Source organism: Streptomyces sp. Y20 (assembly GCF_043195475.1).
Lineage (GTDB): Bacteria > Actinomycetota > Actinomycetes > Streptomycetales > Streptomycetaceae > Streptomyces.
Window position 1 is genome coordinate 48,983 of record NZ_JBIDDP010000006.1, and the last position, 23,343, is coordinate 72,325.

Genomic DNA, 23,343 nt, shown 5'->3' on the forward strand with positions numbered 1-23,343 from the left:
ACACGGTGGAGGCGGCACCGACCAGCTCAGGAGGACAGCCATGGATCACTCGCGTGCACCCGTCCTGGAAGCTCTGCAGGAGTTCCGGCGACGCGGAGACGTGGTGTTCGGGCCACCCGGGCACAAACAGGGCCGTGGGGCCGACCCCCGCGTGGCCGAGATCCTCGGCATCGACGTCTTCCGCTCGGACGTGCTGAGCCTCAACGGCCTGGACGACCGCCGCCAGTCCCAGGGCGTGCTGGAGCAGGCGCAGGAACTGATGGCGGACGCGGTCGGCGCCGAACACGCCTTCTTCTCCACCTCCGGCAGCTCCCTGTCCATCAAGACCGCCATGCTGGCGGTCGCGGGCCCCGGGGAGAAGCTGCTCCTGTCCCGCAACGCCCACAAGTCGGTCATCGCCGCGGTGATCATCAACGGGGTGGAGCCCATCTGGGTCCACCCGAAGTTCGACACCGAACGTCACCTGGCCCACCCGCCGGAGGCCGACGACGTCCGCAACCGGCTCCGCGAGCACCCGGACGCCAAGGGCATGCTGCTCATCACCCCCACCGATTGGGGCACCTGCGCCGACGTCCGCGCGGTGGCCGACGCATGCCACGCGTTCGACGTGCCGCTCATCGTCGACGAGGCGTGGGGCGCACATCTGCCCTTCCACCCGGACCTGCCCGTCTGGGGCATGGACGCGGACGCCGACCTGGTCGTCACCAGCGTCCACAAGATGGGCGGCGCCATCGAGCAGAGTTCCGTGTTCCACCTCCAGCACGACCGGATCTCGCCCACTGTGCTCAAGCAGCGCGAGGACCTGCTCGGCACCACCAGCGCCTCCAGCCTCGTCTACGCCACCCTCGACGGCTGGCGGCGGCAGATGGTCGAACAGGGACGTGACCTGCTCGGCAATGCCCGCCACCGCGCCGAGCGCATCCGCGCCGAACTGTGCGAGATGCCCGGGCTGCGGGTGATGGGCGGGGACATCATCGAGGAGGGCCTGGCCGCCGAGTACGACCCCCTGAAGATCGTCGTCGACGTACGGGAACTGGGCATCAGCGGCATGCAGGCGGCCGAATGGCTGCGCGCCGATCGCCACGTCGACGTGGGTGGTTCGGACAGCTGCCGCATCAGCGCCTCCATCACCCACTCCGACGACGACGAGACCGAGAAGGCGCTCCTGGACGCCGTGAGCTCGCTGGTGGAGCACGCCGACTCCATAGAACGGCAGCCCGCCGTGCACCTGCCCGCACCTCACGTCCTGGAACTGGAACAGGCCGTCCTGCCCCGCGACGCGTTCTTCGGCCCGGCCGAACAGGTGCGCGCCGAGCGGGCGGTGGGCCGGATCGCCGCCGAGATGATCAGCCCCTACCCGCCGGGCGTGCCGGTCGTGGCACCGGGCGAGGTGATCACCTCGGACGTCCTGGACTACCTGCGCAGCGGAGTCGCCCACGGCTTCCTCATCTCCGACGCGGCGGACCCGACCCTGGAGACCGTGCGGGTCGCGGCACGCCCCTGACCCGCCGGCCCCCGGTCGCCTACCGGTCCGTCCCGGACTGCGGGAACCGCCCACGGCGCCTAGGGTGGCGTACGCGGGCGGAGCGGTGCGCGCCCGCCCGGGGCCAGGAAGCCCGTTCTGCCGGTGAACGCGTCATCGGCAGGCAGGCGCATGGCCCCGCTGACGGTCCCCGGGTCCGGACCGGCGTCCGGCGGGCCCGCCGTCCCGGCAACTCGACAGGAGACGGCCCGGCTTCACCCCGACCGGAGATCTTCGCGATCGCCGGTTTCGGACGCCCCGGCCCGGGGACCCCGCTCCCGGGCCGCCGCGGCCCTCTTCCCCGACCTCTTTGCCTGCCGGTACCTGCTGCCGGCCGCCTCCCCGGCCCGGCCAGCGCGACCGGACACCCACCCGCCCCGTCTGCGGCGGGGCCGTCCGTGACCAGTGAAGGAATTGGTGTTGATGAGCGAGACGAACCCCTTGAAGCGAGCGGCGGACAAGGTGGCCGACGCCCTCCAGAGCGGGCCCGCGGGTCCCGAGGACGGCATCCCGGGCAAGCCGGCTCCCGAGTCGCCGTCGGTCGCCGAGCCGACCGAACCCCGCGAGCCGCTGCCCCCCAAGCCCGATCAGGGCGGCCCGGCCACCGTCTCGCCGACCGGGCAGCCGACCGGCGCCGACCAGGCGCGGACGGCCCAGAGCGGCCGCTACCTCACCGACGCCCAGGGCACCCGGCTGCCCGACACCGACCACTCGCTCAAGGCGGGCCCCCGCGGCCCGGTGCTCCTCCAGGACCACCACCTGCGCGAGAAGGTGATGCACTTCGACCACGAGCGCATCCCCGAGCGCGTGGTCCACGCCCGCGGCGCCGGCGCGCACGGCGTGTTCCGCAGCTACGGCACCGCGGCCAACGTGACCAAGGCGGCGTTCCTCGCCGAGGACGTCGAAACCCCGGTGTTCGTCCGCTTCTCCACCGTGCTCGGCTCCCGGGGCTCGGCGGACACCGTCCGCGACACCCGTGGCTTCGCGACGAAGTTCTACACCAGCGAGGGCGTCTTCGACCTGGTCGGCAACAACATCCCGGTGTTCTTCATCCAGGACGCGATCAAGTTCCCGGACGTCATCCACGCCGGCAAGCCGCACCCCGACCGGGAGATCCCGCAGGCACAGAGCGCCCACGACACCTTCTGGGACTTCGTCACCCTGCACACCGAGGCCACCCATCACACCCTGTGGAACATGTCCGACCGGGGCATCCCCCGCTCGTACCGCACGATGGAAGGCTTCGGCGTCCACACCTTCCGCCTGGTCAACGCCGCCGGCGAGACGACCCTGGTGAAGTTCCACTGGAAGCCGAAGCTGGGCGTGCACTCCCTGGTGTGGGAGGAGGCCCAGATCGCGAGCGGCGTCGACCCCGACTTCCACCGCCGTGACCTCTACGACGCCATCGAGGCGGGCGCCCACCCCGAGTGGGAGTTCGGCATCCAGACCTTCCCCGACACCCCCGACCAGACCTTCGAGGGCATCGACCTGCTGGACCCGACGAACATCGTGCCCGAGGAGCTCGCCCCCGTGCAGCCCATCGGGCTGCTCACGCTCAACCGCAACCCGACGAACTTCTTCGCGGAGACCGAACAGGTCGCCTTCCACGTCGGCCACCTCGTCCCCGGCATCGACGTCACCGACGACCCGCTGCTCGCCGGCCGTCTCTTCTCCTACCTCGACACCCAGATCACCCGCCTGGGCGGCCCCAACTTCCCGCAGCTCCCGATCAACCGGCCGCACGCCCCCGTCAACGACATGCTGCGCGACGGCTTCCACCAGACGGCCGTGCACCGCGGGGTCGCCCCCTACCGGCCCAACTCCCTCGACGGCGGCTGCCCCTTCACCGCGGGCGCCGACATGGGCGCGTACGTCGAGACGCCCGTACGGGTGCCGGAGGCGACCAAGGTCCGCGAGGCCCCCGAGTCGTTCGGCGACCACTTCAGCCAGCCGCGCCGGTTCTGGCTCAGCATGAGCCCCGTCGAACGCGAGCACATCATCGGCGCCTACACCTTCGAACTCGCCAAGTGCTACGAACAGGCCATCCGCGAACGGGCGTTGCAGACCCTGGCGAACATCGACCCGGAGCTGTGCGCTGGCGTCGCCGCCGGCCTCGGGCTGCCCGCCCCCGAGCCCACCGTGCCCCTGGCCGACGTCGAGCCCAGCCCCGCCCTCTCCCAGGTGGGCCGGACCTGGCCCGCCGACGGCCGGATCATCGGCATCATCACCGGTCCCGACGGAGACCTCGACGGCGTCCGCGCGGTACGGCAGGAGGTGCTGGACGGCGGCATGGTCCCGCTGGTCGTCGCACCGGCCGGCGGCGTCCTCGGCGACGGCGACGACGCCGTGACCGTCCAGCGGACCTACGCCGCCGCCCGCTCCGTGGAATTCGACGCCCTCCTGGTGGCCGGCACGCCCGGAGTGGGCTCCGACGCCTATGGCGCCCGCGACGCCAAGGCGGGCCGGCCCACCGTCCAGCAGGCCACGCCCGACCCCCGGGTAGGACTGCTGCTGGCGGAGGCGTACCGGCACGGCAAGGCCATCGGCGCCACCAGCGGCGGGGAGAGCGCGCTGGAAGCGGTCGGCATCCCGCTCGACGCGCCCGGCGTCGTCACCGGCGACACCGCCGGTGACGTGCTCCAGCAGCTCAACCGGCTGCTCGGCGGCCACCGGGTCTGGGAACGCTTCCCGTCCGCCGCCTGACCGGCCACCGGCCCCCCGCGTGACCACGGGCCCACCCGCGGGTCATGCGAGGGGCCGTACGCGGCGACACCCCGGCACCGCCGGACGCCGCGACGGCGCCGCTCACCCCTGCGCGCCGTCCTCAGTGGTGCGGCACAGCAACAGGCAGATGTCGTCGTCGTGTTCGGAGTCGTGCAGCATCGGCTTCAGCACCGAGTCGGCCGCCGCGTCCAGATCCTCCAGCTCCAGCGCGCCGAGCGCGCCCATCGCCCGGGCCAGCCGGTCGATGCCCGCGTCGATCCCCGCGGACCGCCGCTCCACCAGTCCGTCCGTGTACAGCGCGAGGGTGGACCCCTCCGGCAGCTCGAGGGTGTACTCCTCGTACTCGTACGGCATCGGCACCCCCAGCATGATCCCGGGTCTGGCCTCCAGCACCCGCACCTCGCCCCCGGGGCCGCGCGCGACCGCGGGAGGGTGCCCGGCCGCCGCCCACACCACCCCGGGCTCGCCCGGCGTGAACCGGGCGATCGCACACGTCGCGTACAACTCCGGCTCCTGGTGGCGCAGCATCCGGTGCAGCAGGGTCAGGATCCGCGCCGGGCCGTTGCCCTCGACGGCGTAGGCGCGCAGCGCGGTGCGCAGCTGGCCCATGATGACCGCCGCGCGCAGCCCGTGGCCCGTGACGTCGCCTATCACCGTCAGCACACTGCCGTCGGGCTGCGAGAACGCGTCGTACCAGTCACCGCCGATGTTCAGCCCGTGCGTCGCCGGCAGATAGCGGGCGGCCAGCGCGAGCCCCGCGGTGTCGGGCAGCTCGGTGAGCTGGGCCCGCTGGAGGGCCTCGGCGACGTCCCGGTGCTGCTCGTAGGCGTGGGCGTTGTCCAGGGCGATGCCCGCGCGCCGGGCCAGTTCCAGCAGCATCACGGTGGTGTCCGCGTCGAAGCGGTCGCCCGGTGCGGACAGCGTCAGCACGCCCCGCACGGTGCGCGCGCCGAGCGGCAGGCACAGCAGCGGCCGGTCCGGGGACAGCGCCGAGGCCGGCAGGTCGTCCACGCCCGGCAGCCCCCCGGGGTGGCCGCCCGCGTGCTGCGGGCGGCCGGTACGGGCCGCGGTCACCGTGGCCGCCGCCCGCGCGCCCGGCGCGGTCCCCTCGTCGTCCACCAGCCAGACGTCGACGTGCCGGGCGTACTCCGGGACCAGCAGACCGGGCAGCCGGCGCAGGATGTCCTCGTGGTCCAGGGACGCGTTCAGGACCGCGCTGGCATCGGCCAGGAAGGTCAGCAGCCGGCGGGCGTTCTCCGCCTCCGCGCGTGCCGCCCGCTCGGCCTCCAGGTGCTCACGCTGCGCCAGCGCCGCGGCCTCCAGCTCGGCGTGCAGCGCCAGGACCCCCTGGTTGGTCTGGTGCAGTTCCTCCCGGTGGAACCGGACCAGCTCCTCCGTCTCGTCCAGGTGCGCCAGCAGGCCGGCGGCGGCCTCGTCGGCGTCCAGCAGCGCCTCGGCGAGCCCGGCGTCGCCAAGTCCGGGCAGCGGCCCGGCCACGGGCGTGGGGCAGGCGAGGACGTGCTGCCAGGGCTCCGGCCCGTCGAGCACGACCCGCAGCGCCCCGCGCCCGTGGCCGGGCGCCCCGGCGGACTCGGCGGTCACCGTCAGCTTCGTACGCCCCTCACCGAGGCCGCGGCGCAGCCGGCTGCCGAGCGCGGCCAGGAAGCGCGCGCGGTCGAGCGCGGGCACGCCGGCGTCGGCGGTGAGCCGCGCCAGCAGGGCGCGGACACGGGCCGCGTCGGCGGCGGAGGCGATGGTCCAGGAGTCAGAGGCGGCTGTCATGGGGGCTGGTCCGGCGGTCGGGGGCCAGTACGGCCACACTGGTGTCGTCGCGAGCGGGGCGGGCGGGGCTGCCCGCTTCACGCAGGATCGCCGCGGCCACCACCGACGGGTCGTGGGCGAGCAGCCGGGGGTCCTCCGGCGGCGTCCAGCGGCTGGGCAGCCCGTCACTGTGCAGCACGAGGAGGCTGTCCGGGCGCCATGGCAGCCGGCGCACGGGGACGCGCGCCGGGAAGTACGCCCCGACGATCCCCGGATGGGCGACGTGCGACGTCCAGCCGACCCCGGTACGCACCCGGGCGGAGACGTTCCCGACACCGGCGAGGGACAGTTCCGCCCGGTCCGCGTCCACCTGCGCCACCGTCACCGCCGCGCCCCGGGTGGGCCGCAGCACCACGTGCAGCCGGCGCAGGACCTCCGCCGGCGGCAGATGCGCGGCGCGGCGCAGCTCCGCGACCGCCGCCGTGGACGCGTGGGCGGCCTTCGGACCGTGCCCCAGACCGTCGGCGAGCAGGAGGGTCACCAGGTCGCCGGAGCGCGCCCAGCCCCAGGCGTCACCGCACTGCTCCGCCCGGGCGAGCGCGGTCGTGATCCCGCCCGCCGGCACCGGCGCCTGCGCGCTCCCGCGCACGCGGGGCTCCGCGTCGATCCGGGCCGTCGCCACCGTCCCACGGCCCGGCAGGCTGTACAGATGGAACGCGTTCGCGCTGCGCAGACAGCTGCCCAGGCCCGCGCCGAGTGAGCCGGCGGCGGTGGAGTAGCCGTCCCGCAGGGCCGTGCCGGCGTCCGCGAAGCCCGGCCCGTGGTCGAGCGCGAACACCTGGACCGACGTGCCCGCACCGGCCGGCGGCGCCACGAGGTTCACCACCATCCGGCCCCCGCCCGCGTGCCGGAGCAGATTGGTGGCGAGCTCGGTGGCGACCAGCTCCGCGGCGGCGGTGCGCGGTGCGGCGAGACCCGCTTCCGCGCACGCCTCCTGGGCCGCTGTCCGGGCGTCCCGGACCCGCGTGGAGTCGTGCACCGGGACCTCCCACACCCGGCTCATCCCAGCACCGGACGCGACCCGGGAACCTGGGTCACCCAGGCGACGGCCGTGACGGTCGTGCCCCGGCCGGGTTCGGTGTCGACGCTGAACTCGTGCACCAGCCGCTTGGCTCCGCTCAGTCCGAGCCCCAGCCCGCCGCCGGAGGTGTAGCCGTCGGTCATGGCCAGCTCCAGGTCGCGGATGCCGGGACCGCTGTCGATGAACCGCATCCGCAGCCCCCGGCTGCGGCCGTTGTCCAGCGGCGTGATCTCCACCCGTCCGCCACCGCCGTGCACCAGCGTGTTGCGGGCCAGCTCACTCGCCGCCGTGACCAGCTTGGTCTGCTGCACCAGACCGAAACCGAGCTGCGCCGCGCGCTGCCGCACCTCCTGCCGGACCCAGGCCAGATCCGCGTCCGAGCCGATGGGCAGACTCGTCGCGGGCGCCTGGCCGGACACCTGCATCAGCTCCCCCTCCGGGCCAGCAGTTCCATGGCACGGTCGACATCCAGGGCGGTGACCAGCCCGGGCAAGGTCAGCCCCAGCTCGACCAGGGTGATCGCCACCGCGGGCCGCATGCCGGCGAGCACCGTACGGGCCGCCAGCAGCCGGGCCGTGGAGGCGATCTCGGCGAGCACCCGCCCGAGGAACGAGTCGACGATGTCCACGCCGGAGATGTCGAGCACCACGCCGGTCACCCGGCTCGTGGCGATGCGGCTGGTGATGTCGTGCTGGAGCTGTTCGGCCATGCCGTCGTGCAGCTCGCCCTGGAGGGAGACGAGCAGGACGTCGCCCAGGGCGAGTACCGGGACCTGGGGGGAGTGACGGGGACTGGGCTGGTTCACCGGGCGCTCGCACGCGCGTCCGGACGGGAGACCTCTATGCCCTGCCGGCCCAGCGCGTAGGCCAGCGCGTCGGCCAGCGAGGCCCGGGTGAGTACCGAACCCAGGTCGATGCCGAGCTGCACGATGGTCTGCGCGATGGCGGGGCGGATCCCGGAGACGATGCACTCGGCACCCATCAGCCGTGCCGCGGCGACCGTCTTCATCAGGTGCTGCGCGACGAGCGAGTCGACGGTCGGCACCCCGGTGATGTCGAGGATGGCGTAGCGGGCGCGCTGGTCGACGATGGCCTCCAGCAGCGACTCCATCACCACCTGGCTGCGCTCGCTGTCCAGCGTCCCGATCAGCGGTACGGCGACCGTGCCCTCCCACAGTTTGATGACCGGGGTGGCCACTTCGAGCAACTGCTGCCGCTGGCGCTCGATCAGCTCCGCGTTCGCGTCCAGCGCCGTCTCCATCACCACCAGGCGAAGCGTCCCCATCAACAGGGTCAGCGCCAGCACACTCTCCTGGACGTGCGGGGTTGCGGGGTCGGTGAACTCCTCGCGCAGCAGCTCGACGGTGGGTGCGCGCAACCCGGCGACCTCGTCGGCGATCTGCGCCGGGGTCGACCCGGTACGCGTCCGGGTGTGGGTCATCCGTCCCAGCTGGTCGCGCACCGACGTGTACCCGGGCGCCTCGATGTCCTCCAGCCGGCCGCTCACGGCCACCTCGGACAACGCGTCCACCACGGCCTTGCACGCCTCGACCGCCTCGTCGCGGGAGACGGTGAAGACCGAGCGGAACAAGGGGGCGTCGGCCCAGCGCTGAGCGATCTGCTCCCTGCGCCGTTCCAGGAAGGCGCTCACCACCTGCGGCGCCGATTCGGCCGCATCCTGCTCCGGCACTCTCATCCTCTCCTCTCGCACAGCCAGGTGCCGACGCCGGTCGGCCGGCTCCCCTGAGCCGATCATTGCCGACCGCCAACCGTAGCCCTCGGTGTCCGGCCTGGCCAAACCTCCGGGCGCCACGGGGCAACGCCTCTCTCCGGCACCGGTAGGGGCGGTTCCGGAATGTCGTTCCGGCCGCCGCCACGCCGTCGCTCAGTGCGCCGGCGTTCGTTCCCCCGTCCCCGGGCCCGGCCGGGAACGGCAGCGGTGCCCGGGCAGTGCCCTGGTGCGCGGCAGCGCCGACCGGCGGTGGGCAGGGGCGGCCGCGGTCGGGCCGGCTCCCGCCCCCCGGCTCACCCCGGTGTGGTTCCCGCGCACGTCGAGACGGCTCCTTCGGTGTGGTCGAGGTGCCGGCCCGTCGGTGAGTGCCGCCGGGCCGGTGTCGGGAGCCGCTTACCCCGAAACCCGCCGGACTCTCCTGACTGTTGCCGACGTCACCCGCGCGTGCGACCGGCTTCCGGCCGACCGGACGGGACGGGCACGGAGGAACAGGACAACTCGGCGGCCACCGACCGGGCCGGTGACGCCGTCAGTCACGCGCCGGCGCCGCCGTCTCCCGGCAGGCCTGCACCGCCTCCGGCTGCGGTCCGGGTGCCCGGACCGCCTCGGGCTGCCGGGGGGCCGCTTCCGGCTGTCGTACGGGGATCACCTCCGGCTGTCGTACCTGGGCCGCTTCCGGCTGCGCCAGCGGGGTCGTCCGCGGGCGCGGGGCCGGCCGGCGGCGGCGCAGCAGCAGCCGTCTCGCCGGGCGCTCCACCCCCTCGTACAGCGCCCAGGACAGGGCGAGCGCCACGCCGAAGGCGGCCGTGGTGACGGCCAGGCCGGTCAGGAGGCCGAAGCGCGGCTTCGTACCCAGCGCGCTCGTGGCGGCCCGCAGCACCAGCAGGTGGATCATGTAGAAGGCGAACGACAGCTCCCCGAGCCGCACCATCCGCGGGTGCCGCCACAGAGACGGCAGCCCGCGCAGGTCCGCGACGGCGGCAGCGGGGATCAGCAGGGCGAATCCGGCGATGGTGCAGACGGTGGCGGAGTAGCCGGGTGTGACCTGCGGGACGAGGAAGTAGCCGATGACCGCGAGGGCGAGCGACGCCTCCAGCCCCGGCCCGCGCCAGCGGCCGATCAGCACCAGCCGCGCGCTGACCGCGCCGAGCACGAACTCGGGCAGCCGCGCCGCGGGGAACGAGTAGACCGACCTGTCCCACCAGTGGTGGGCTTCGGCCCAGGCCAGCACCATGACCGCGGCCACCGACAGCCCGCCCAGCGCGGTCGAGCCGTGCGCGCCGAGCCGGCGCAGCAGCAGGATCAGCGCCGGGAAGGCGGCGTAGAAGAACGCCTCGCAGGCCAGGGACCAGCTGACCGGGTTCAGGGTCTGCCACCACGGGCGCCACCAGGAATGCAGCAGCAGCGCGTTGGCGAGTGTCTGGTGCGCGGTCGGCCTGGCCTGGTGCCTCAGCGTGTACGCCATGACCAGCGCGGCGGCGAGGGTGACCAGGTGCACCGGGTAGATACGGGCGATACGCCGCCGCCAGAAGGCGAGGGCGCGGTCGCCGGGCCGCGCCGACCAGGTCAGCACGAATCCGGACAGCAGGAAGAAGAACGACACTCCGGTGGCGCCGGCGCCGAACCCCCAGGACACCAGACGGCCACCGGTACCGCCGAAGTAGCCGAAGTTGTGCACGTGCAGCCCGAACACCAGCAGCGCCGCCATCCAGCGCAGTCCGGTGAGCGACGGCAGGGAGGGCTGGGCGGCCGGTGAGGAGAGCCGGACGGTCGGGGCGCCGCTTCCGGCGGGCGGCGTCCGGGGCGTCCGGGTCGTCGCCGTGGTCATCACATCACCTGCCGCAGGGATTTCGCGTGGGGCATGAAGGGGACCTTTGCCCGCCCACCCAGGACCCATCACGCCGCATGCCGGACTTCACACGGCTGCCGAACGACAGACCACCGCGCGGACCACGCCCGACGGGACCGGCTGCACCCACCCGAGTGAGACGACGGACGGCGGCGCTGGACGCCGTCCGCCTGGGGCAGGACGCCCACCGCGGGCCGGACGTCCGCCGTGTGGTGGGGCAGGCGTCGCGGGGTCGGATGCCGCCGTGGGGCCGGGCTCCCACGGCGGTGTCGGGCACCGCCCGGCGCAGGGGCGGCCACGCGCGGTGGAGTCGGATGCGCCCCGCGGGGCCGGACGCCTGCCGTGGGGCCGAACGCCCTCGTGAGACCCGAAGCCCACCGTGTGGTCGTGCATGCGTCGCGGGGTTGGACGCCCACCGCCGGGCCGGACGCCCACCGATGGGTCGGAGGACGTCCAGCTCAATGACGGGAGCGTTCCCCCGGGGGTCAGGGGCCGCTGCCCGCCCCCGTGTCAGCCGCCCAGTCGTTCCAGCCGGGCGGCTGCCGTCCCGGACCGGCGCCGGGCCTCGCGGGCGGTCCGGTCGGCCTGCCGTGCCCGCTCCCGCGCCTCCTGTTCACCGGCCCGCGCCCGCCGCTGCTCCTCCTCGGCATGCCGCAGTCGCCCGCGCAGCTCACGGACCCGCTCCTCCGCCTCGGTCACCCGGACGCCGGCCTCCCGCACCGCCTGCCCGGCGGCACCGGCCTCGTCCTCCCGTGCGCGCAACTCCCGCTCGGCCTCGCGGGCCAGCTCGCGGGCCTCGGCGAGGCGCCGGCGGTGTTCCGCGTCGCGTGCGCGGTCCTTGTCCCGCGTACGGTTCTCGTCCTCGTCCCGCGCACGGGTCTTGTTCTTGTCCGGCGTACGGTCCTCGGACCGGGCGGGCTGTTGCGGCCCGGCCGCGGGGGGAGTGGGCCGGCGGCGGAGGAGGGCCTCGTCGGCCGCCGGGAAACCGGCCGTCGCGCTGAGCGGTCTCACCAGCCGGCCCGCCGCCCAGTCACGCGCGGCCCCGGAGTCGGCGAGTACGGCGTGCAGCGTCTCCTCGACCGCCCGCTGGACATCCTCACCGACCGGATGCCCGGCCTGCGCGGCCAGCTGCCGGGCCTGCCGGGCCAGCGCGCCGATCACCTCGTTCTGCCGAGAGGCCAGCCGGCGCAGCCGCGCCCCGTCCAGTTCCCGGTGCGCGCGGCGCAGTTCCTCACCGAGGCCGAGCAGCGACCGGACCTCCTCCGGCTGCCGGCGGACCAGCAGATTGCTGACCCAGGCGGCCCGGCTCGGCCGCCGCAGCGCGCCGACCGCCTTGGCGAGATCCTGGTCACCGGCTGTGCGGGCGTCCCGGGCGCGGCGGTCGCGGGCGGCGACGAACTCCTCGGGACGCAGCCCGTACAGCTCGTCGGTGACGGCGTCCAGGTCCACCAGCGTCCTCCTGACGGCCATCCCTTGCCGAAAGTGCGCACGACCAGGTCCGATCTTCTCACTCCAGGGCGCTCGTGCGCCTCGTACGGTGGTCCGCGGGAGGGGCGCGCGCCACGACCGCCGGCACCGCGAGCCCTGCCTTCCGGCGCCGGACCGCCACCCTTACCTCGTCCCTTCGGCACGCTACGGCCTCCCTTCGGCAGCCGACCGCCACCCTTCGGCCCCCTTCCGTGGACCGTCGGCCGACGGCGCCGGTCGGCCGGGCCCGGCAGGGTGACCGTATGCGGAGGACCGAGGGGATCGAACGCGCACAGTTCCTGGCCGGCATGGCGTCCGCCGGACTGGCCGCGGCGGGGCTGCCGGCGGGCCCGGCCCGGGCCGCGCAGGGGGGACTGCGGCACCGAGGGGTGGTGTACACCGTGGGGGAGGGGGAGACACCGGGAACGGCCTTCGGCGCGGCCCGGATGCGGGAGGACATCCGGGTCATCCGTGACGAGCTGTACGCCGACACCGTCGACGTGACCGGTGACGGCGTCGAACGGCTCACGGCCACCGCCGCCGAGGCGGCCGAACGAGGGCTGCGGGTCTGGCTCCAGCCGACCCTCGGTGACGCCCCGGAGCGGGACATCCTGGAACACCTCGCGGAGACGGGCCGGTTCGCCGAGCGGCTGCGCCGCCAGGGTGCCGCCGTGGACCTCAGCGTGGGCTGCGAGTTCTGGCTGTTCGTGCCCGGCATCGTCCCCGGCGACACCGTCCTGGACCGGGTCCGCAACCTGCTCGACGGCACACTGGACCCCGTCGAGACGCAACGCCGACTGGACCGCTTCACGGCGAAGGCCGCCGCGGTCGGCCGCTCCGTCTTCGGCGGCCGGCTCAGCTACGCCGCCGCCCAGGAAGACCGGGTCGACTGGGGCCTGTTCGACATCGTGGGCATCGACTACTACTCGTACTTCCCCCAGCGGGCGGACCACGTGAACGAGCTGAGCCGCTATCTGCGGTGGGGAAAGCCGCTGGCCGTCACCGAGTTCGGCACCTGTGCCTACGTCGGGGCGCCCCGGACCGCCGGCATGGGCTGGGACGTCGTCGACCACGACAAGGAACCCGAGGAGATCAAGGGCGACCTGGTACGCAGCGAGCGCACCCAGGCGGACTGGATCCTGCGACTCCTCGACGTCTTCTGCTCGATGGGCCTGTACGCGGCGATGGCCTTCGAGTTCGTGACTCCCGACGCCCCGCACCGTCCGGGTGACCCGCGCCACGACCTCGACATGGCGAGCTACGCCGTGACCAAGACCCTCAAGGACCGGCCGGACGATCCCGCTTCCGACTGGCACTGGGAACCGAAGGAGGCCTTCCACGCCCTGGCCCGTCGTTACCGGTCCGCGCCCACCGCCTGCCGGCACACGCACTGAGCCAGGCCGGACCGGTCCGGCCTGGCGCGGGGAGCCGCCGGCCCAGGGGTCCCCGGGAGGGCCACGCGAGTACACAGGCTCACCCCTTCGGAGGACCGTCCGGCAGGCCGCGGGGCCGGCGCGGTGCGACGGCCCCATGATGCGGGCATGCCCCACCCCACCCGCCACCCCACGCCCGGCCGGGCCTGCCCAGGTGCACGCACCGGTGAAGGCGGAAGCGGACGCGGATGGCCGGGAGGAAACGTTCCGGCGCCGGTACACGGCCAGAATTGCATCGTTCGTTTTCTTGAATCCCTCGTGTTTATGCCGGTAGGTTCAGCGCCATGACCGCCTCCCCGGCCCCGACCACCGCCGGACAGCTCCGCGGTGCCGGCCTGCGTGTGACGGCGGCCCGCGTCGCGCTGCTGGAGACCGTCCGGGACGGTGACCACCTCGGCGTCGAGGCGATCGCCTCCGGAGTCCGCGAGCGCGTGGGCCACATCTCCTTGCAAGCCGTCTACGAGGCCCTCCACGCGCTGACCGCAGCGGGTCTGGTGCGCCGGATCGAACCGGCCGGCCATCCGGCCCGGTTCGAGGGACGCGTGGGCGACAACCACCACCACATCGTGTGCCGGTCGTGCGGCGCCGTCGCCGACGTCGACTGCGCCGTCGGCGACGCGCCCTGCCTGACCGCCTCGGACGACCGGGGCTTCGCCATCGACGAGGCCGAGGTCGTCTACTGGGGCACCTGCCCCGACTGTTCCACCGGCCGCAGTTCCTGAGCACCACGTTCCGCACAGTTCGGAAGGATTGCCATGACTGAGAACCACGACGCGATCGTCACAGACGCGAAGACGGACGGGGCGGGCGGCGGTTGCCCCGTCGCCCATGACCGTGCCCTGCACCCGACCCAGGGCGGAGGCAGCCGTCAGTGGTGGCCGGAGCGGCTCAACCTGAAGATCCTTGCCAAGAACCCGGCCGTGGCGAACCCGCTCGGTGAGGACTTCGACTACGCCGAGGCCTTCCGTGGTCTGGACCTCCCGGCCGTGAAGCGGGACATCGAAGAGGTGCTCACCACTTCCCAGGACTGGTGGCCGGCCGACTTCGGCCACTACGGCCCCCTGATGGTCCGTATGGCGTGGCACAGTGCGGGCACCTACCGCATCAGCGACGGCCGCGGCGGTGCCGGCGCCGGCCAGCAGCGCTTCGCCCCGCTGAACAGCTGGCCCGACAACGTCAACCTGGACAAGGCCCGCCGCCTGCTGTGGCCGGTGAAGAAGAAGTACGGTCAGCGCATCTCGTGGGCCGACCTGCTGATCCTCGCCGGCAACGTGGCCCTGGAGTCCATGGGCTTCGAGACCTTCGGTTTCGGCGGTGGCCGCGAGGACGTGTGGGAGCCGGAGGAGGACGTCTACTGGGGTCCCGAGACCACCTGGCTGGACGACAAGCGCTACACCGGCGACCGTGAGCTGGAGAGCCCGCTCGGCGCCGTCCAGATGGGTCTCATCTACGTCAACCCGGAGGGCCCGAACGGCAATCCGGACCCGCTCGCCGCGGCCCGCGACATCCGCGAGACGTTCGCCCGGATGGCGATGAACGACGAGGAGACCGTCGCCCTGATCGCCGGCGGCCACACCTTCGGCAAGACGCACGGCGCCGGCCCCGCCGACCACGTCGGTCCGGACATCGAGGCCGCCGGTTTCGAGGAACAGGGCCTGGGCTGGCGGAACAGCTACGGCACCGGTAAGGGCGCCGACACCATCACCTCCGGCCTGGAGGTCACCTGGACTGCCACGCCGACCCGGTGGAGCAACGGCTTCTTCGACAACCTCTTCGGCTACGAGTGGGAGCTGACCGAGTCCCCGGCCGGCGCCAAGCAGTGGCGGCCCAAGGACGGCGCCGGCGAGGGCACGGTCCCGGCCGCCCACGACCCGTCGAAGAAGATCGCCCCGGCGATGCTGACCACCGACCTCGCGCTGCGGTTCGACCCGGTGTACGAGCCCATCTCCCGCCGCTTCCACGAGAACCCGCAGGAGTTCGCGGACGCCTTCGCCCGCGCCTGGTACAAGCTCACCCACCGTGACCTGGGCCCGAAGTCGCTGTACCTCGGCCCGGAGGTCCCGCAGGAGACCCTGCTGTGGCAGGACCCGCTGCCGGAGCGCGAGGGCGAGCTGATCGACGACGCGGACATCGAGACCCTGAAGACCAAGCTGCTCGACTCGGGACTCAGCGTGTCCCAGCTGGTCACCACCGCGTGGGCGTCCGCGTCGACGTTCCGCGCCAGCGACAAGCGCGGTGGCGCCAACGGCGCCCGTATCCGGCTGGCCCCGCAGAGCGGCTGGGAGGTCAACGAGCCGGACGGGCTCGCCCAGGTGCTGCGCACGCTGGAGGGCGTCCAGCAGGAGTTCAACGCCTCCTCCGGCACCAGGAAGGTCTCCCTGGCCGACCTCATCGTCCTCGGCGGTGTCGCCGCCGTGGAGAAGGCCGCCAAGGAAGGCGGCTTCCAGGTGCGGGTGCCCTTCACCCCGGGCCGTGTGGACGCCACGGAGGAGCACACCGACGCCGAGTCCTTCGAGGCGCTGGAGCCGACCGCGGACGGCTTCCGCAACTACCTCGGCAAGGGCAACCGCCTGCCGGCCGAGTACCTGCTGCTCGACAAGGCGAACCTGCTGAACCTCAGCGCCCCCGAGCTGACCGTCCTCGTCGGCGGCCTGCGCGTCCTCGGCGCCAACCACCAGCAGTCGCAGCTCGGCGTCCTCACCGACACGCCCGGCGCCCTCACCAACGACTTCTTCGTCAACCTGCTCGACCTGGGGACGACGTGGAAGGCGACCTCCGAGGACCAGACCACGTTCGAGGGCCGTGACGCGAGCACGGGCGAGCTGAAGTGGGCCGGAAGCCGTGCCGACCTCGTCTTCGGCTCCAACTCCGAACTGCGTGCCCTCGCCGAGGTCTACGCGAGCGACGACGCGAAGGAGAAGTTCGTCAAGGACTTCGTCGCCGCCTGGGACAAGGTCATGAACGCGGACCGGTTCGACCTCGTCTGACCTGCCGGCCCTCCTACCGGCGCGTCCGGGTCCGCCCCCACGGGGCGGACCCGGACGTTTCTCTCTGCCGGCTCGCTTCTGCCGTGGCCGTCAGCGCCCGAGCGCCGCCGCGGTCTGGGAGCGTCCCGGTCTCTCTCCGCGTGACCGCAGTCTGGTCACGGTGAGTGTGCGGGCCGCCCTCTACCGCGGCGAGCAGCTCGGATATCACCTCGGTGTGGCGCTGGACGACGGACTGAGCGTCCAGGAGCTGTCCGAGGCCATCACCCACCTGGCCTTCTACGCGGGCTGGCCCCATGCCATGACCGCGATCACCCGGCTCAAGAAGATCGCCGACGAGCGTGCCGCGGTCTGAACAGTTCCCGCCACGCCGCACTTCGTGAAGAGAGGAATTCGTCAAGCAGCCGGCCACGGTCAAGGCGCCTGCCGACCGGTTCACCGGCGACGTCTGGTTCGACGTCGTCCACGCCGGCCAGGAGCCGTTCCGGATGCGTGCCAACCTGGTCCGCTTCTCACCGGGCGCCCGTACGAACTGGCACTCCCACGTGCTGGGCCAGACCGTGCACGTCGTCTCCGGCGTCGCCCTGATCGGCACCCGCGACGGCACCGTCCTCACGGCCCACCCCGGCCAGACGGTCACCCGCCCCCCCGGACGAGGAGCGCTGGCACGGCGCCACCCCCGACCGCTTCATGGAGCACATCGCGCTGTGGGAGGGGAAGGGCGACGGCAGCGAGGAAAGCACCTGGCTGGAGCCGGTCACCGACGAGCGGTACCCGGCGGCCTCGGCCGGGCTCGGCAACCGACCATAAGCCATGGATTCACAAGTCTGAATAAGGATCACGTACGCGACTATTGACGTGCCAGTCGGCTCATCCCTAGCGTCGGGAACTCCCAGAGGGAAAGCGCTTTCCGGTGGCCTTCACCATGCCGCGACCGGCCGCCGGGTTCACCCCTCCGGACACCCGCATCCCGCACAGCCGAGCCAGAACCGCTAGGAGACAAGCCGATGCAATTCAGATCCGCCCTCGCGTGCGCCGGTCTGCTCGCCGGCACGCTCGTCGCGCTGTCCGGCACCACCGCCCAGGCCGCCACCACCCGTTACGAAGCCGAGAGCTCTCCCGCGGTGTGCACCGGCACCGTGGACTCCGACTGGGCCGGATTCTCCGGCACCGGCTTCTGCAACGGGACCAACGCGTCGGGCGCGTACGCCCAGTTCACGGTGAACGCCACCGGCGCGGGCACCGCGACCCTCGGTGTCCGCTACGCCAACGGGGCGGCCGCCGCCCGGTCCGCGACCTTCGCGGTCAACGGGGCGGCGGCCACCACGGTGTCGTTCGAGAGCACCGGCGCCTGGAACACCTGGGCGACCAAGACGCTCACGGTACCGGTCAGGGCAGGTGCCAACACGATCCGCCTCAGCCCCACCGGCGCCGACGGCCTGCCCAACCTCGACTACCTCGACGCCGACGTGTCAGCGGCGGCGACCGGCGCCGTGCTCTACGTGTCGCCGAGCGGCAGCGACAGCGCGGCCGGCACGGAATCGGCCCCCACCACGCTGACCTCCGCCATCAGCCGCATCACGCCCGGCGGCACGATCTACCTGCGCGGAGGGACGTACACCCCGTCCGCCACGGTCACCGTCCCGGCCGGCAAGGACGGCACCGCCGCCGCCCGCACCACCCTGTCGGCCTACCCGGGCGAGAAGCCCGTACTGGACTTCGCGGCGCAGAGCGAGAGTCCGGCCAACCGGGGCATTCAGCTGAACGCCTCCTACTGGCGGCTGTACGGCCTGACCGTCGAACACGCCGGGGACAACGGCATCTTCGTCGGCGGCAGCAACAACGTGGTCGAGCGCGCGGTGACCGCCTACAACCGCGACACCGGCCTGCAACTGGGCCGCATCGCCTCCACCACCCCCGACTCCCAGTGGCCCTCGAACAACCTGATCGTCAGTTCCGAGTCGCACGACAACGCGGACTCCGACGGGGAGGACGCCGACGGCTTCGCCGCGAAACTGACCACCGGCACCGGGAACGTCTTCCGTTACGACGTCTCGCACAACAACATCGACGACGGCTGGGACCTGTTCACCAAGACGGACACCGGCGCCATCGGCCCGGTGACCATCGAGTACTCCCTGTCCTACGGCAACGGCACCCTGAGCGACGGCACGGTCAACTCCAACGGCGACCGCAACGGCTACAAGCTGGGCGGCGACGGCATCGCGGTGAACCACGTGGTGCGGCACAACATCGCCTACAAGAACGGCCACCACGGCTTCACCTACAACAGCAACCCCGGCACGATGACGGTGTCCGACAACGTCGGCATCGACAACGCCCAGCGCAACTTCTCGTTCGACGCGGGTACTTCGGTGTTCCGCACCGACACGTCGTGCCGCTTCGCCGTCAGCGGCTCGAACGACAAGACCGTCGGTGACACCGACGGCTCCGACCAGTTCTGGACCGGTACCAACGGCTCCCGCTGCTCCGCCTACGCGGGCGCGCTCGGCTGGTCCTTCGCCTCGGACGGCCACCTCGTGGTGACGTTCGGCGGCAGCGTCGTGACGCCGTAGCCGGTGCACGGCGGACGGTGACACGCGGGACGCCGCCCCGGGCGGCGCCCCGCTCCCGGGCCGCGGGGACAGCGGGCTCAGCCGTCCGGATCGGTCACCGCACACAGCATCGAGGGGGGTCCTGCGGCCACCACGGGGCCAGAAGGCAGGCGAATCGGTTCACCCGCACCGTCTGCCGTGTCCGCGCCGGGGGGGGGGGGGGGGGGGGGGCGGGCCGGGGCGCGTGCCCCGGCCCGCCCGTTCCTCAGGACTCCGCCGGGGCCTCGGGGCTGCCGTAGGGGCGTGTGATGATCTCCATGCCGTGTCCGGCCGGATCGTGGAAGTACAGGCCCCGGCCGCCCCAGTGGTGGTTGATCTCGCCCGGCTGCTTCCCGTGCGGGTCGGCGTAGAAGGTGATGCCGGCCCGCCGGATACGGGCGAAGGCCGCGTCGAACTCCTCCTCGGAGACGAGGAAGGCGTAATGCTGCGTGACGATCGACTCCGCCGGGACGGTGGCGAAGTCCAGGGTGACCCCGTTGCTCGTGGACACCGGAATGAACGGGCCCCATTCGGCCCCGGCCTCCAGGCCCAGGATGCCGGCCAGGAAAGCGGCCGACTCCCGCTTGTCCCGGGCATGGACGATGGTGTGGTTCAACTCGACTGACATGGGTGGAATGCCTCCGCAAGGCAAACTCACGGGCACCTCCATGCCTCACCCGGTCGGTGACCGGCACGCGATGCCGTACGACGATCCTAACGGCCTCACCCGGACGGCCCAACGGGCTTATCGGCCACGGTCGGCACGCCGGTCCGTGCGCCCGCGCCGGACCGCCTCCCCGGTCAGCGGCCACCCGTCGCGCCCCCCGGGACTCGGAATGACTCTCACAGAGAGTGACGGTCATCCCGGAGTGAGACCGGTTTCCCAGTACCGCCAGTAACATGATGACCTTGTTCCGGGTGTACCAGTCAGTCAACTTGTGCCGTCCTCGGACGCGCCCCTGCCCGGAGATGTCGATGTCTACTGCCAACGACGCGCTGGAAAACGCGCGCTTCACCTACGAGCAGCACATGCGGACGTGCCGCCAGTGCCACGCCGACGCCGCTCTCTGCGCGGTGGCGAAGCATCTGCTGCGGCTCTACAACCTCGCCCGCCGGGACCGGCTGCGCGCCTCCGGGCCGCACACCCCGACCGGTTGACCGGCAGGAAGCGCTTTTCACCCGCCGCAACCTGGGAACCCGCTCGCCTGTCCCGTCCGCCCGAGACACAGGAGGCCACTGTGACGGAGCAGCGCGGTGACCGGCCCGATCCGGTCACCCAGCACCCCCGCCCCGACTTCCCCGCCCAGGAGCAGCCGCATCCCGGCTGGACCGGCCCCATGGACCCGCCGCCCGACCACGGTGAGGACTCGTACCACGGCACCGGCCGTCTCGAGGGCCTCAAGACCGTGATCACGGGAGGGGACTCCGGCATCGGACGCGCGGTGGCGCTCGCCTTCGCGCGCGAGGGCGCCGACGTGCTGTTCACGCATCTCGACGCGGAGGAGGAGGACGCCCGCGAGACGTCCCGGCTGGTGGAGGACGCGGGGCGCAAGGCGGTCGCCGTGTCCTGTGACATCCGCGAGGAAGGCAACTGCCGTTCGCTGATCGAGCGGGCGGTCGGCGAGTTCGGCCGTATCGACGTCCTCGTGAACAACGCCGCCTACCAGATGGCTCAGCCGGACGGCATCGAGGCGATCAGCACCGAGCAGTTCGACCGGGTGATGCGGACCAACCTGTACGGGATGTTCTGGCTCACCAAGTTCGCCCTCCCGCACATCCCGGCCGGCGGCTGTGTCATCAACACCACCTCGGTGCAGGCGTACCAGCCCAGCCCGCACCTGCTGGACTACGCCATGACCAAGGGTGCGATCGTCACCTTCACCCAGGGCCTGGCCCAGATGCTCGCCGAGCGCGGCATCCGCGTCAACGCGGTCGCGCCGGGACCGGTGTGGACCCCGCTCATCCCCGCCACCCTTCCGGACACGGCGGAGTTCGGGAAGCAGAGCCCGCTCGGCCGCCCCGCCCAGCCCGCCGAAATGGCCCCCGCCTACGTGTATCTGGCCTCACCCCAGGCGAGCTACATCACCGCGGAGATCCTGAACGCGACGGGCGGCACCCCGCTGCCCTGACCCGGCCCACGCGCCGCCGGGAAGGGTCAGCCGACCCCGAACGGCGGCTCGGCCAGGAGCTCCAGCAGCCACCGGGCGCTCTGCGCCGCTCCCGGCCCGGCCCCGGACGCGCCGGGGAACATCCGGCCCCAGGCCGCCGCCCGGCTCAGCACGCTCAGCCGCCAGGCCAGCGCCGCCGCCCGCCGCAGCTGGGCCGCCGTACGGCCGGGGCCCGTCCAGGGGTCCAGATACGCGTCGAGCAGCCGGGGCAGCACGTGCGGGCCGTAGCGGTCGCGGGCCCGCTCGGCGGTGACGCGCAGACTGCAGAAGGGGTGGGAGACGGCGGCGTCACCCCAGTCGAAGAAGGTGTACCGGCCCGGGGCCGGCCGGAACACCTGCCCGTCGTGCAGGTCCGCGTGGTCGAGGCTGTCCGCGACGCCCAGCGAGGCGAGTTCGGCACACCAGTCCACGAGGCGCGGCCGGAACTGCTCCAGGCGGGCGCGGTCGTCCGGGCCCAGCACGCGGTCCCCGGCGAGCAGGCGCTCGAACACCTCCGGCAGCCCGGGTGTCCGGGCTGCCGGCACGCCCAGCCGCTCGAGGGCGTGCGCGTGCGGGACCAGGGCGTGCTGCATGCGCGCGTACTGGCCCAGCAGTTCCTCCCAGGCGCGCGGTCCGACCGGCTCACGGGCGAGCACGGTCCGGAACAGGTCGCCTCCGTCGGGCAGCAGTGACCAGCCGCGCGCCGCGTCGACGGCCAGGGGCCGCAACACGTGCTCCGGCACCCAGCCGGCCAGGGCGGCGGTCAGCGGGCCCTCGAACGCGCCGGCCGGCGGGCTCGCCTTGAACCAGACCGCCCTCCGTCCCGCGACGGGCACCCGGATCAGCACGGACCAAGGCCGCAGCCGCACCTCGAGCCCGCCGGCGGCCCGCAGACCGTGCGCGGTGAGCTCCTCGGCCACCCAGCCGAGCGCCTCGGCACGCCAGGTCTCCTGCTCCCAGGGGGTCACCGCGTCCCGGTACTGCCCGCGGTCGACGACCGTCGCGGCATCTTCTCGCATCGCCCCATCCCATCACCGCCACCGGCGGACGGGCCAGTGGTTTTGCCGCACACCGGCGTCGGGGGACGACTTCCTTCGCGGTACTGCGGCCGAGGTCCCCCGCGTCAGCGCACCGGGAAACCGAAGGCGTAGCCCTGCTGCTTCAGCCACGGCAGCAGGGTGCCCAGGGCGGCCACCGTCTGGGAGCGGTCGCCGCCCGCGTCGTGGAAGAGGATCGTGGGGCCGTTCGCCAACTCCCGCTTGACGGTGGCCACGACGGCGTCCGTGCCCGGCCGCTCGAAGTCCTTGGAGTCGACGTTCCAGCCGAGCGGACGCATCCCGTGCGAGGCCGCCAGTTTCCGGCTGTACGGGGTGAAGGCGCCGCCCGGAGCCCGGTAGTACATCGGGCGCACCCCGCCGGACGCCTTGGTGATCTGCCGCTCGGCGTCCACGATCTGTTGTGACTGGTACGCCGGGGGTTTGGTGTCCATGGTGGTGTCGTGCGACACCGTGTGGTCGCACAGCCGGTGCCCGGCGGCCACCACCTGCCGGACCAGATCCGGGTGGGCCTCGGCCTGGGTGCCGACCATGCAGAACGTCGCCTTCACGCCGTTGTCCCGCAGGACCTGGAGCACCCGCGGGGTCCAGACCGGGTCCGGACCGTCGTCGATGGTGATGTTCACGGCGTGCTCACCGCGGTCCGAGGCGTGAGCGATCACGGCGGACACGGGCGCCGCCGTGGGCGCGGCGGGCCGGGCCGGGGCGCCCCGGCCGGCCGAGCCGCCACCGGTCTGCCCGGCCTGCGCGGTGTACACCGAGGTGGCGGCGGCCACCACCGTCACCCCGAGCGCCGCCGCGACCATCCGGCCGTACCATCCCCGCCCGCCATGCCGCGCCATTCCGTCCGCCCCCTGCCGTGTCGATGACTCCCGTCGCCGCGCCGACGGGTTCCGTGCACCTGGCAGGACGGCTGCGGACGATCACGGGATCCCTCTGTTACGGATCACGGACAATTCCGGGGCGCTTTGGCGACAGCCGCTCCCTGTGCGGGC

At 73.1% G+C, this 23,343-nt stretch carries 18 protein-coding genes and 2 pseudogenes; 10 read left to right on the top strand and 10 right to left on the bottom strand.

What is annotated here, in order from left to right:
* Positions 1-40: 40 nt before the first annotated feature.
* Positions 41-1,504 carry an aminotransferase class I/II-fold pyridoxal phosphate-dependent enzyme gene (locus ACGFT1_RS16985; protein ID WP_373909756.1) on the top strand — a complete coding sequence of 488 codons (1,464 nt, stop codon included), beginning with the start codon at positions 41-43 and terminating at the stop codon, positions 1,502-1,504.
* 441 nt (positions 1,505-1,945) lie between these two features.
* Positions 1,946-4,225 carry a catalase gene (locus tag ACGFT1_RS16990; protein ID WP_373909757.1) on the top strand — a complete coding sequence of 760 codons (2,280 nt, stop codon included), beginning with the start codon at positions 1,946-1,948 and terminating at the stop codon, positions 4,223-4,225.
* Between the two features lie 102 nt (positions 4,226-4,327).
* On the opposite strand, the gene ACGFT1_RS16995 is transcribed toward ACGFT1_RS16990, so the two are convergent.
* The 7 genes from ACGFT1_RS16995 to ACGFT1_RS17025 form a co-directional block, all read right to left on the bottom strand.
* Positions 4,328-6,028, bottom strand: coding sequence for a PP2C family protein-serine/threonine phosphatase (locus ACGFT1_RS16995; RefSeq protein ID WP_373909758.1), 1,701 nt, complete (start codon positions 6,026-6,028; stop codon positions 4,328-4,330).
* A complete protein-coding gene (locus ACGFT1_RS17000) occupies positions 6,012-7,070 on the bottom strand; it encodes a SpoIIE family protein phosphatase (RefSeq protein WP_373909759.1) in 1,059 nt (352 codons plus the stop codon). The genes ACGFT1_RS16995 and ACGFT1_RS17000 overlap by 17 nt, the downstream gene beginning before the upstream one ends.
* On the bottom strand, positions 7,067-7,513 hold the full coding sequence (locus tag ACGFT1_RS17005) for an anti-sigma regulatory factor (RefSeq protein ID WP_373909760.1): 447 nt from the start codon (positions 7,511-7,513) through the stop codon (positions 7,067-7,069). The genes ACGFT1_RS17000 and ACGFT1_RS17005 overlap by 4 nt, the downstream gene beginning before the upstream one ends.
* Positions 7,513-7,893, bottom strand: a complete 381-nt coding sequence (locus ACGFT1_RS17010; protein WP_373909761.1) for an STAS domain-containing protein — start codon at positions 7,891-7,893, stop codon at positions 7,513-7,515. The genes ACGFT1_RS17005 and ACGFT1_RS17010 overlap by 1 nt, the downstream gene beginning before the upstream one ends.
* Positions 7,890-8,783: an STAS domain-containing protein gene (locus ACGFT1_RS17015; protein ID WP_373909762.1), complete on the bottom strand. Its 894-nt coding sequence runs from the start codon at positions 8,781-8,783 to the stop codon at positions 7,890-7,892. The genes ACGFT1_RS17010 and ACGFT1_RS17015 overlap by 4 nt, the downstream gene beginning before the upstream one ends.
* Before the next feature lie 565 nt (positions 8,784-9,348).
* Positions 9,349-10,647 carry an acyltransferase family protein gene (locus tag ACGFT1_RS17020; RefSeq protein WP_373909763.1) on the bottom strand — a complete coding sequence of 433 codons (1,299 nt, stop codon included), beginning with the start codon at positions 10,645-10,647 and terminating at the stop codon, positions 9,349-9,351.
* Between the two features lie 531 nt (positions 10,648-11,178).
* Entirely contained in the window at positions 11,179-12,117 is a 939-nt protein-coding gene (locus ACGFT1_RS17025; RefSeq protein WP_393733505.1) for a hypothetical protein, read from the bottom strand.
* Between the two features lie 281 nt (positions 12,118-12,398).
* Between ACGFT1_RS17025 and ACGFT1_RS17030 the strand changes: the two genes are divergently transcribed.
* The 6 genes and pseudogenes from ACGFT1_RS17030 to ACGFT1_RS17055 all read left to right on the top strand — a co-directional run bounded on the left by ACGFT1_RS17030 (position 12,399) and on the right by ACGFT1_RS17055 (position 19,128).
* Positions 12,399-13,529 carry an abortive phage infection protein gene (locus ACGFT1_RS17030; protein WP_373909765.1) on the top strand — a complete coding sequence of 377 codons (1,131 nt, stop codon included), beginning with the start codon at positions 12,399-12,401 and terminating at the stop codon, positions 13,527-13,529.
* A 323-nt stretch (positions 13,530-13,852) separates the two neighbouring features.
* Positions 13,853-14,290 (top strand): Fur family transcriptional regulator, encoded by a 438-nt coding sequence (locus tag ACGFT1_RS17035; RefSeq protein ID WP_121785463.1) that lies wholly within the window; start codon positions 13,853-13,855, stop codon positions 14,288-14,290.
* Between the two features lie 33 nt (positions 14,291-14,323).
* A complete protein-coding gene (gene katG / locus ACGFT1_RS17040) occupies positions 14,324-16,555 on the top strand; it encodes a catalase/peroxidase HPI (protein WP_373909766.1) in 2,232 nt (743 codons plus the stop codon).
* Positions 16,556-16,667: 112 nt separating this feature from the next.
* Positions 16,668-16,907 (top strand): annotated as a pseudogene (locus tag ACGFT1_RS17045) (carboxymuconolactone decarboxylase family protein); the annotation flags it as partial.
* Between the two features lie 34 nt (positions 16,908-16,941).
* Positions 16,942-17,362, top strand: a pseudogene (locus ACGFT1_RS17050) (cupin domain-containing protein); the annotation flags it as partial.
* 197 nt (positions 17,363-17,559) lie between these two features.
* Positions 17,560-19,128 carry a carbohydrate-binding protein gene (locus ACGFT1_RS17055; protein ID WP_373909767.1) on the top strand — a complete coding sequence of 523 codons (1,569 nt, stop codon included), beginning with the start codon at positions 17,560-17,562 and terminating at the stop codon, positions 19,126-19,128.
* Positions 19,129-19,372: 244 nt separating this feature from the next.
* Here ACGFT1_RS17055 and ACGFT1_RS17060 read toward each other — a convergent pair whose 3' ends face one another.
* On the bottom strand, positions 19,373-19,774 hold the full coding sequence (locus tag ACGFT1_RS17060) for a VOC family protein (protein WP_373909768.1): 402 nt from the start codon (positions 19,772-19,774) through the stop codon (positions 19,373-19,375).
* Between the two features lie 347 nt (positions 19,775-20,121).
* On the opposite strand from ACGFT1_RS17060, the gene ACGFT1_RS17065 reads away from it, so the two are divergent.
* On the top strand, positions 20,122-20,304 hold the full coding sequence (locus tag ACGFT1_RS17065) for a hypothetical protein (protein ID WP_373909769.1): 183 nt from the start codon (positions 20,122-20,124) through the stop codon (positions 20,302-20,304).
* A gap of 80 nt (positions 20,305-20,384) precedes the next feature.
* Positions 20,385-21,275 carry an SDR family oxidoreductase gene (locus ACGFT1_RS17070; RefSeq protein ID WP_373909770.1) on the top strand — a complete coding sequence of 297 codons (891 nt, stop codon included), beginning with the start codon at positions 20,385-20,387 and terminating at the stop codon, positions 21,273-21,275.
* Positions 21,276-21,301: 26 nt separating this feature from the next.
* Here the strand turns inward: ACGFT1_RS17070 and ACGFT1_RS17075 are convergent, their stop codons facing one another.
* Positions 21,302-22,312, bottom strand: a complete 1,011-nt coding sequence (locus ACGFT1_RS17075; RefSeq protein ID WP_373909771.1) for a phosphotransferase — start codon at positions 22,310-22,312, stop codon at positions 21,302-21,304.
* Between the two features lie 104 nt (positions 22,313-22,416).
* Positions 22,417-23,190 carry a polysaccharide deacetylase family protein gene (locus ACGFT1_RS17080; RefSeq protein WP_373909772.1) on the bottom strand — a complete coding sequence of 258 codons (774 nt, stop codon included), beginning with the start codon at positions 23,188-23,190 and terminating at the stop codon, positions 22,417-22,419.
* Between the last annotated feature and the right edge of the window lie 153 nt (positions 23,191-23,343).

What these genes read in the sequence shown, in the direction of transcription:
- ACGFT1_RS16985 (WP_373909756.1), top strand. Translation starts at nt 41, where the DNA reads ATGGATCACTCGCGTGCACCCGTCCTGGAAGCTCTGCAGGAGTTCCGG.
- ACGFT1_RS16990 (WP_373909757.1), top strand. Translation starts at nt 1,946, where the DNA reads ATGAGCGAGACGAACCCCTTGAAGCGAGCGGCGGACAAGGTGGCCGAC.
- ACGFT1_RS16995 (WP_373909758.1), bottom strand. Translation starts at nt 6,028, where the DNA reads ATGACAGCCGCCTCTGACTCCTGGACCATCGCCTCCGCCGCCGACGCG.
- ACGFT1_RS17000 (WP_373909759.1), bottom strand. Translation starts at nt 7,070, where the DNA reads ATGAGCCGGGTGTGGGAGGTCCCGGTGCACGACTCCACGCGGGTCCGG.
- ACGFT1_RS17005 (WP_373909760.1), bottom strand. Translation starts at nt 7,513, where the DNA reads ATGCAGGTGTCCGGCCAGGCGCCCGCGACGAGTCTGCCCATCGGCTCG.
- ACGFT1_RS17015 (WP_373909762.1), bottom strand. Translation starts at nt 8,783, where the DNA reads ATGAGAGTGCCGGAGCAGGATGCGGCCGAATCGGCGCCGCAGGTGGTG.
- ACGFT1_RS17020 (WP_373909763.1), bottom strand. Translation starts at nt 10,647, where the DNA reads ATGACCACGGCGACGACCCGGACGCCCCGGACGCCGCCCGCCGGAAGC.
- ACGFT1_RS17030 (WP_373909765.1), top strand. Translation starts at nt 12,399, where the DNA reads ATGCGGAGGACCGAGGGGATCGAACGCGCACAGTTCCTGGCCGGCATG.
- ACGFT1_RS17035 (WP_121785463.1), top strand. Translation starts at nt 13,853, where the DNA reads ATGACCGCCTCCCCGGCCCCGACCACCGCCGGACAGCTCCGCGGTGCC.
- katG (WP_373909766.1), top strand. Translation starts at nt 14,324, where the DNA reads ATGACTGAGAACCACGACGCGATCGTCACAGACGCGAAGACGGACGGG.
- ACGFT1_RS17055 (WP_373909767.1), top strand. Translation starts at nt 17,560, where the DNA reads ATGCAATTCAGATCCGCCCTCGCGTGCGCCGGTCTGCTCGCCGGCACG.
- ACGFT1_RS17060 (WP_373909768.1), bottom strand. Translation starts at nt 19,774, where the DNA reads ATGTCAGTCGAGTTGAACCACACCATCGTCCATGCCCGGGACAAGCGG.
- ACGFT1_RS17065 (WP_373909769.1), top strand. Translation starts at nt 20,122, where the DNA reads ATGTCTACTGCCAACGACGCGCTGGAAAACGCGCGCTTCACCTACGAG.
- ACGFT1_RS17075 (WP_373909771.1), bottom strand. Translation starts at nt 22,312, where the DNA reads ATGCGAGAAGATGCCGCGACGGTCGTCGACCGCGGGCAGTACCGGGAC.
- ACGFT1_RS17080 (WP_373909772.1), bottom strand. Translation starts at nt 23,190, where the DNA reads ATGGCGCGGCATGGCGGGCGGGGATGGTACGGCCGGATGGTCGCGGCG.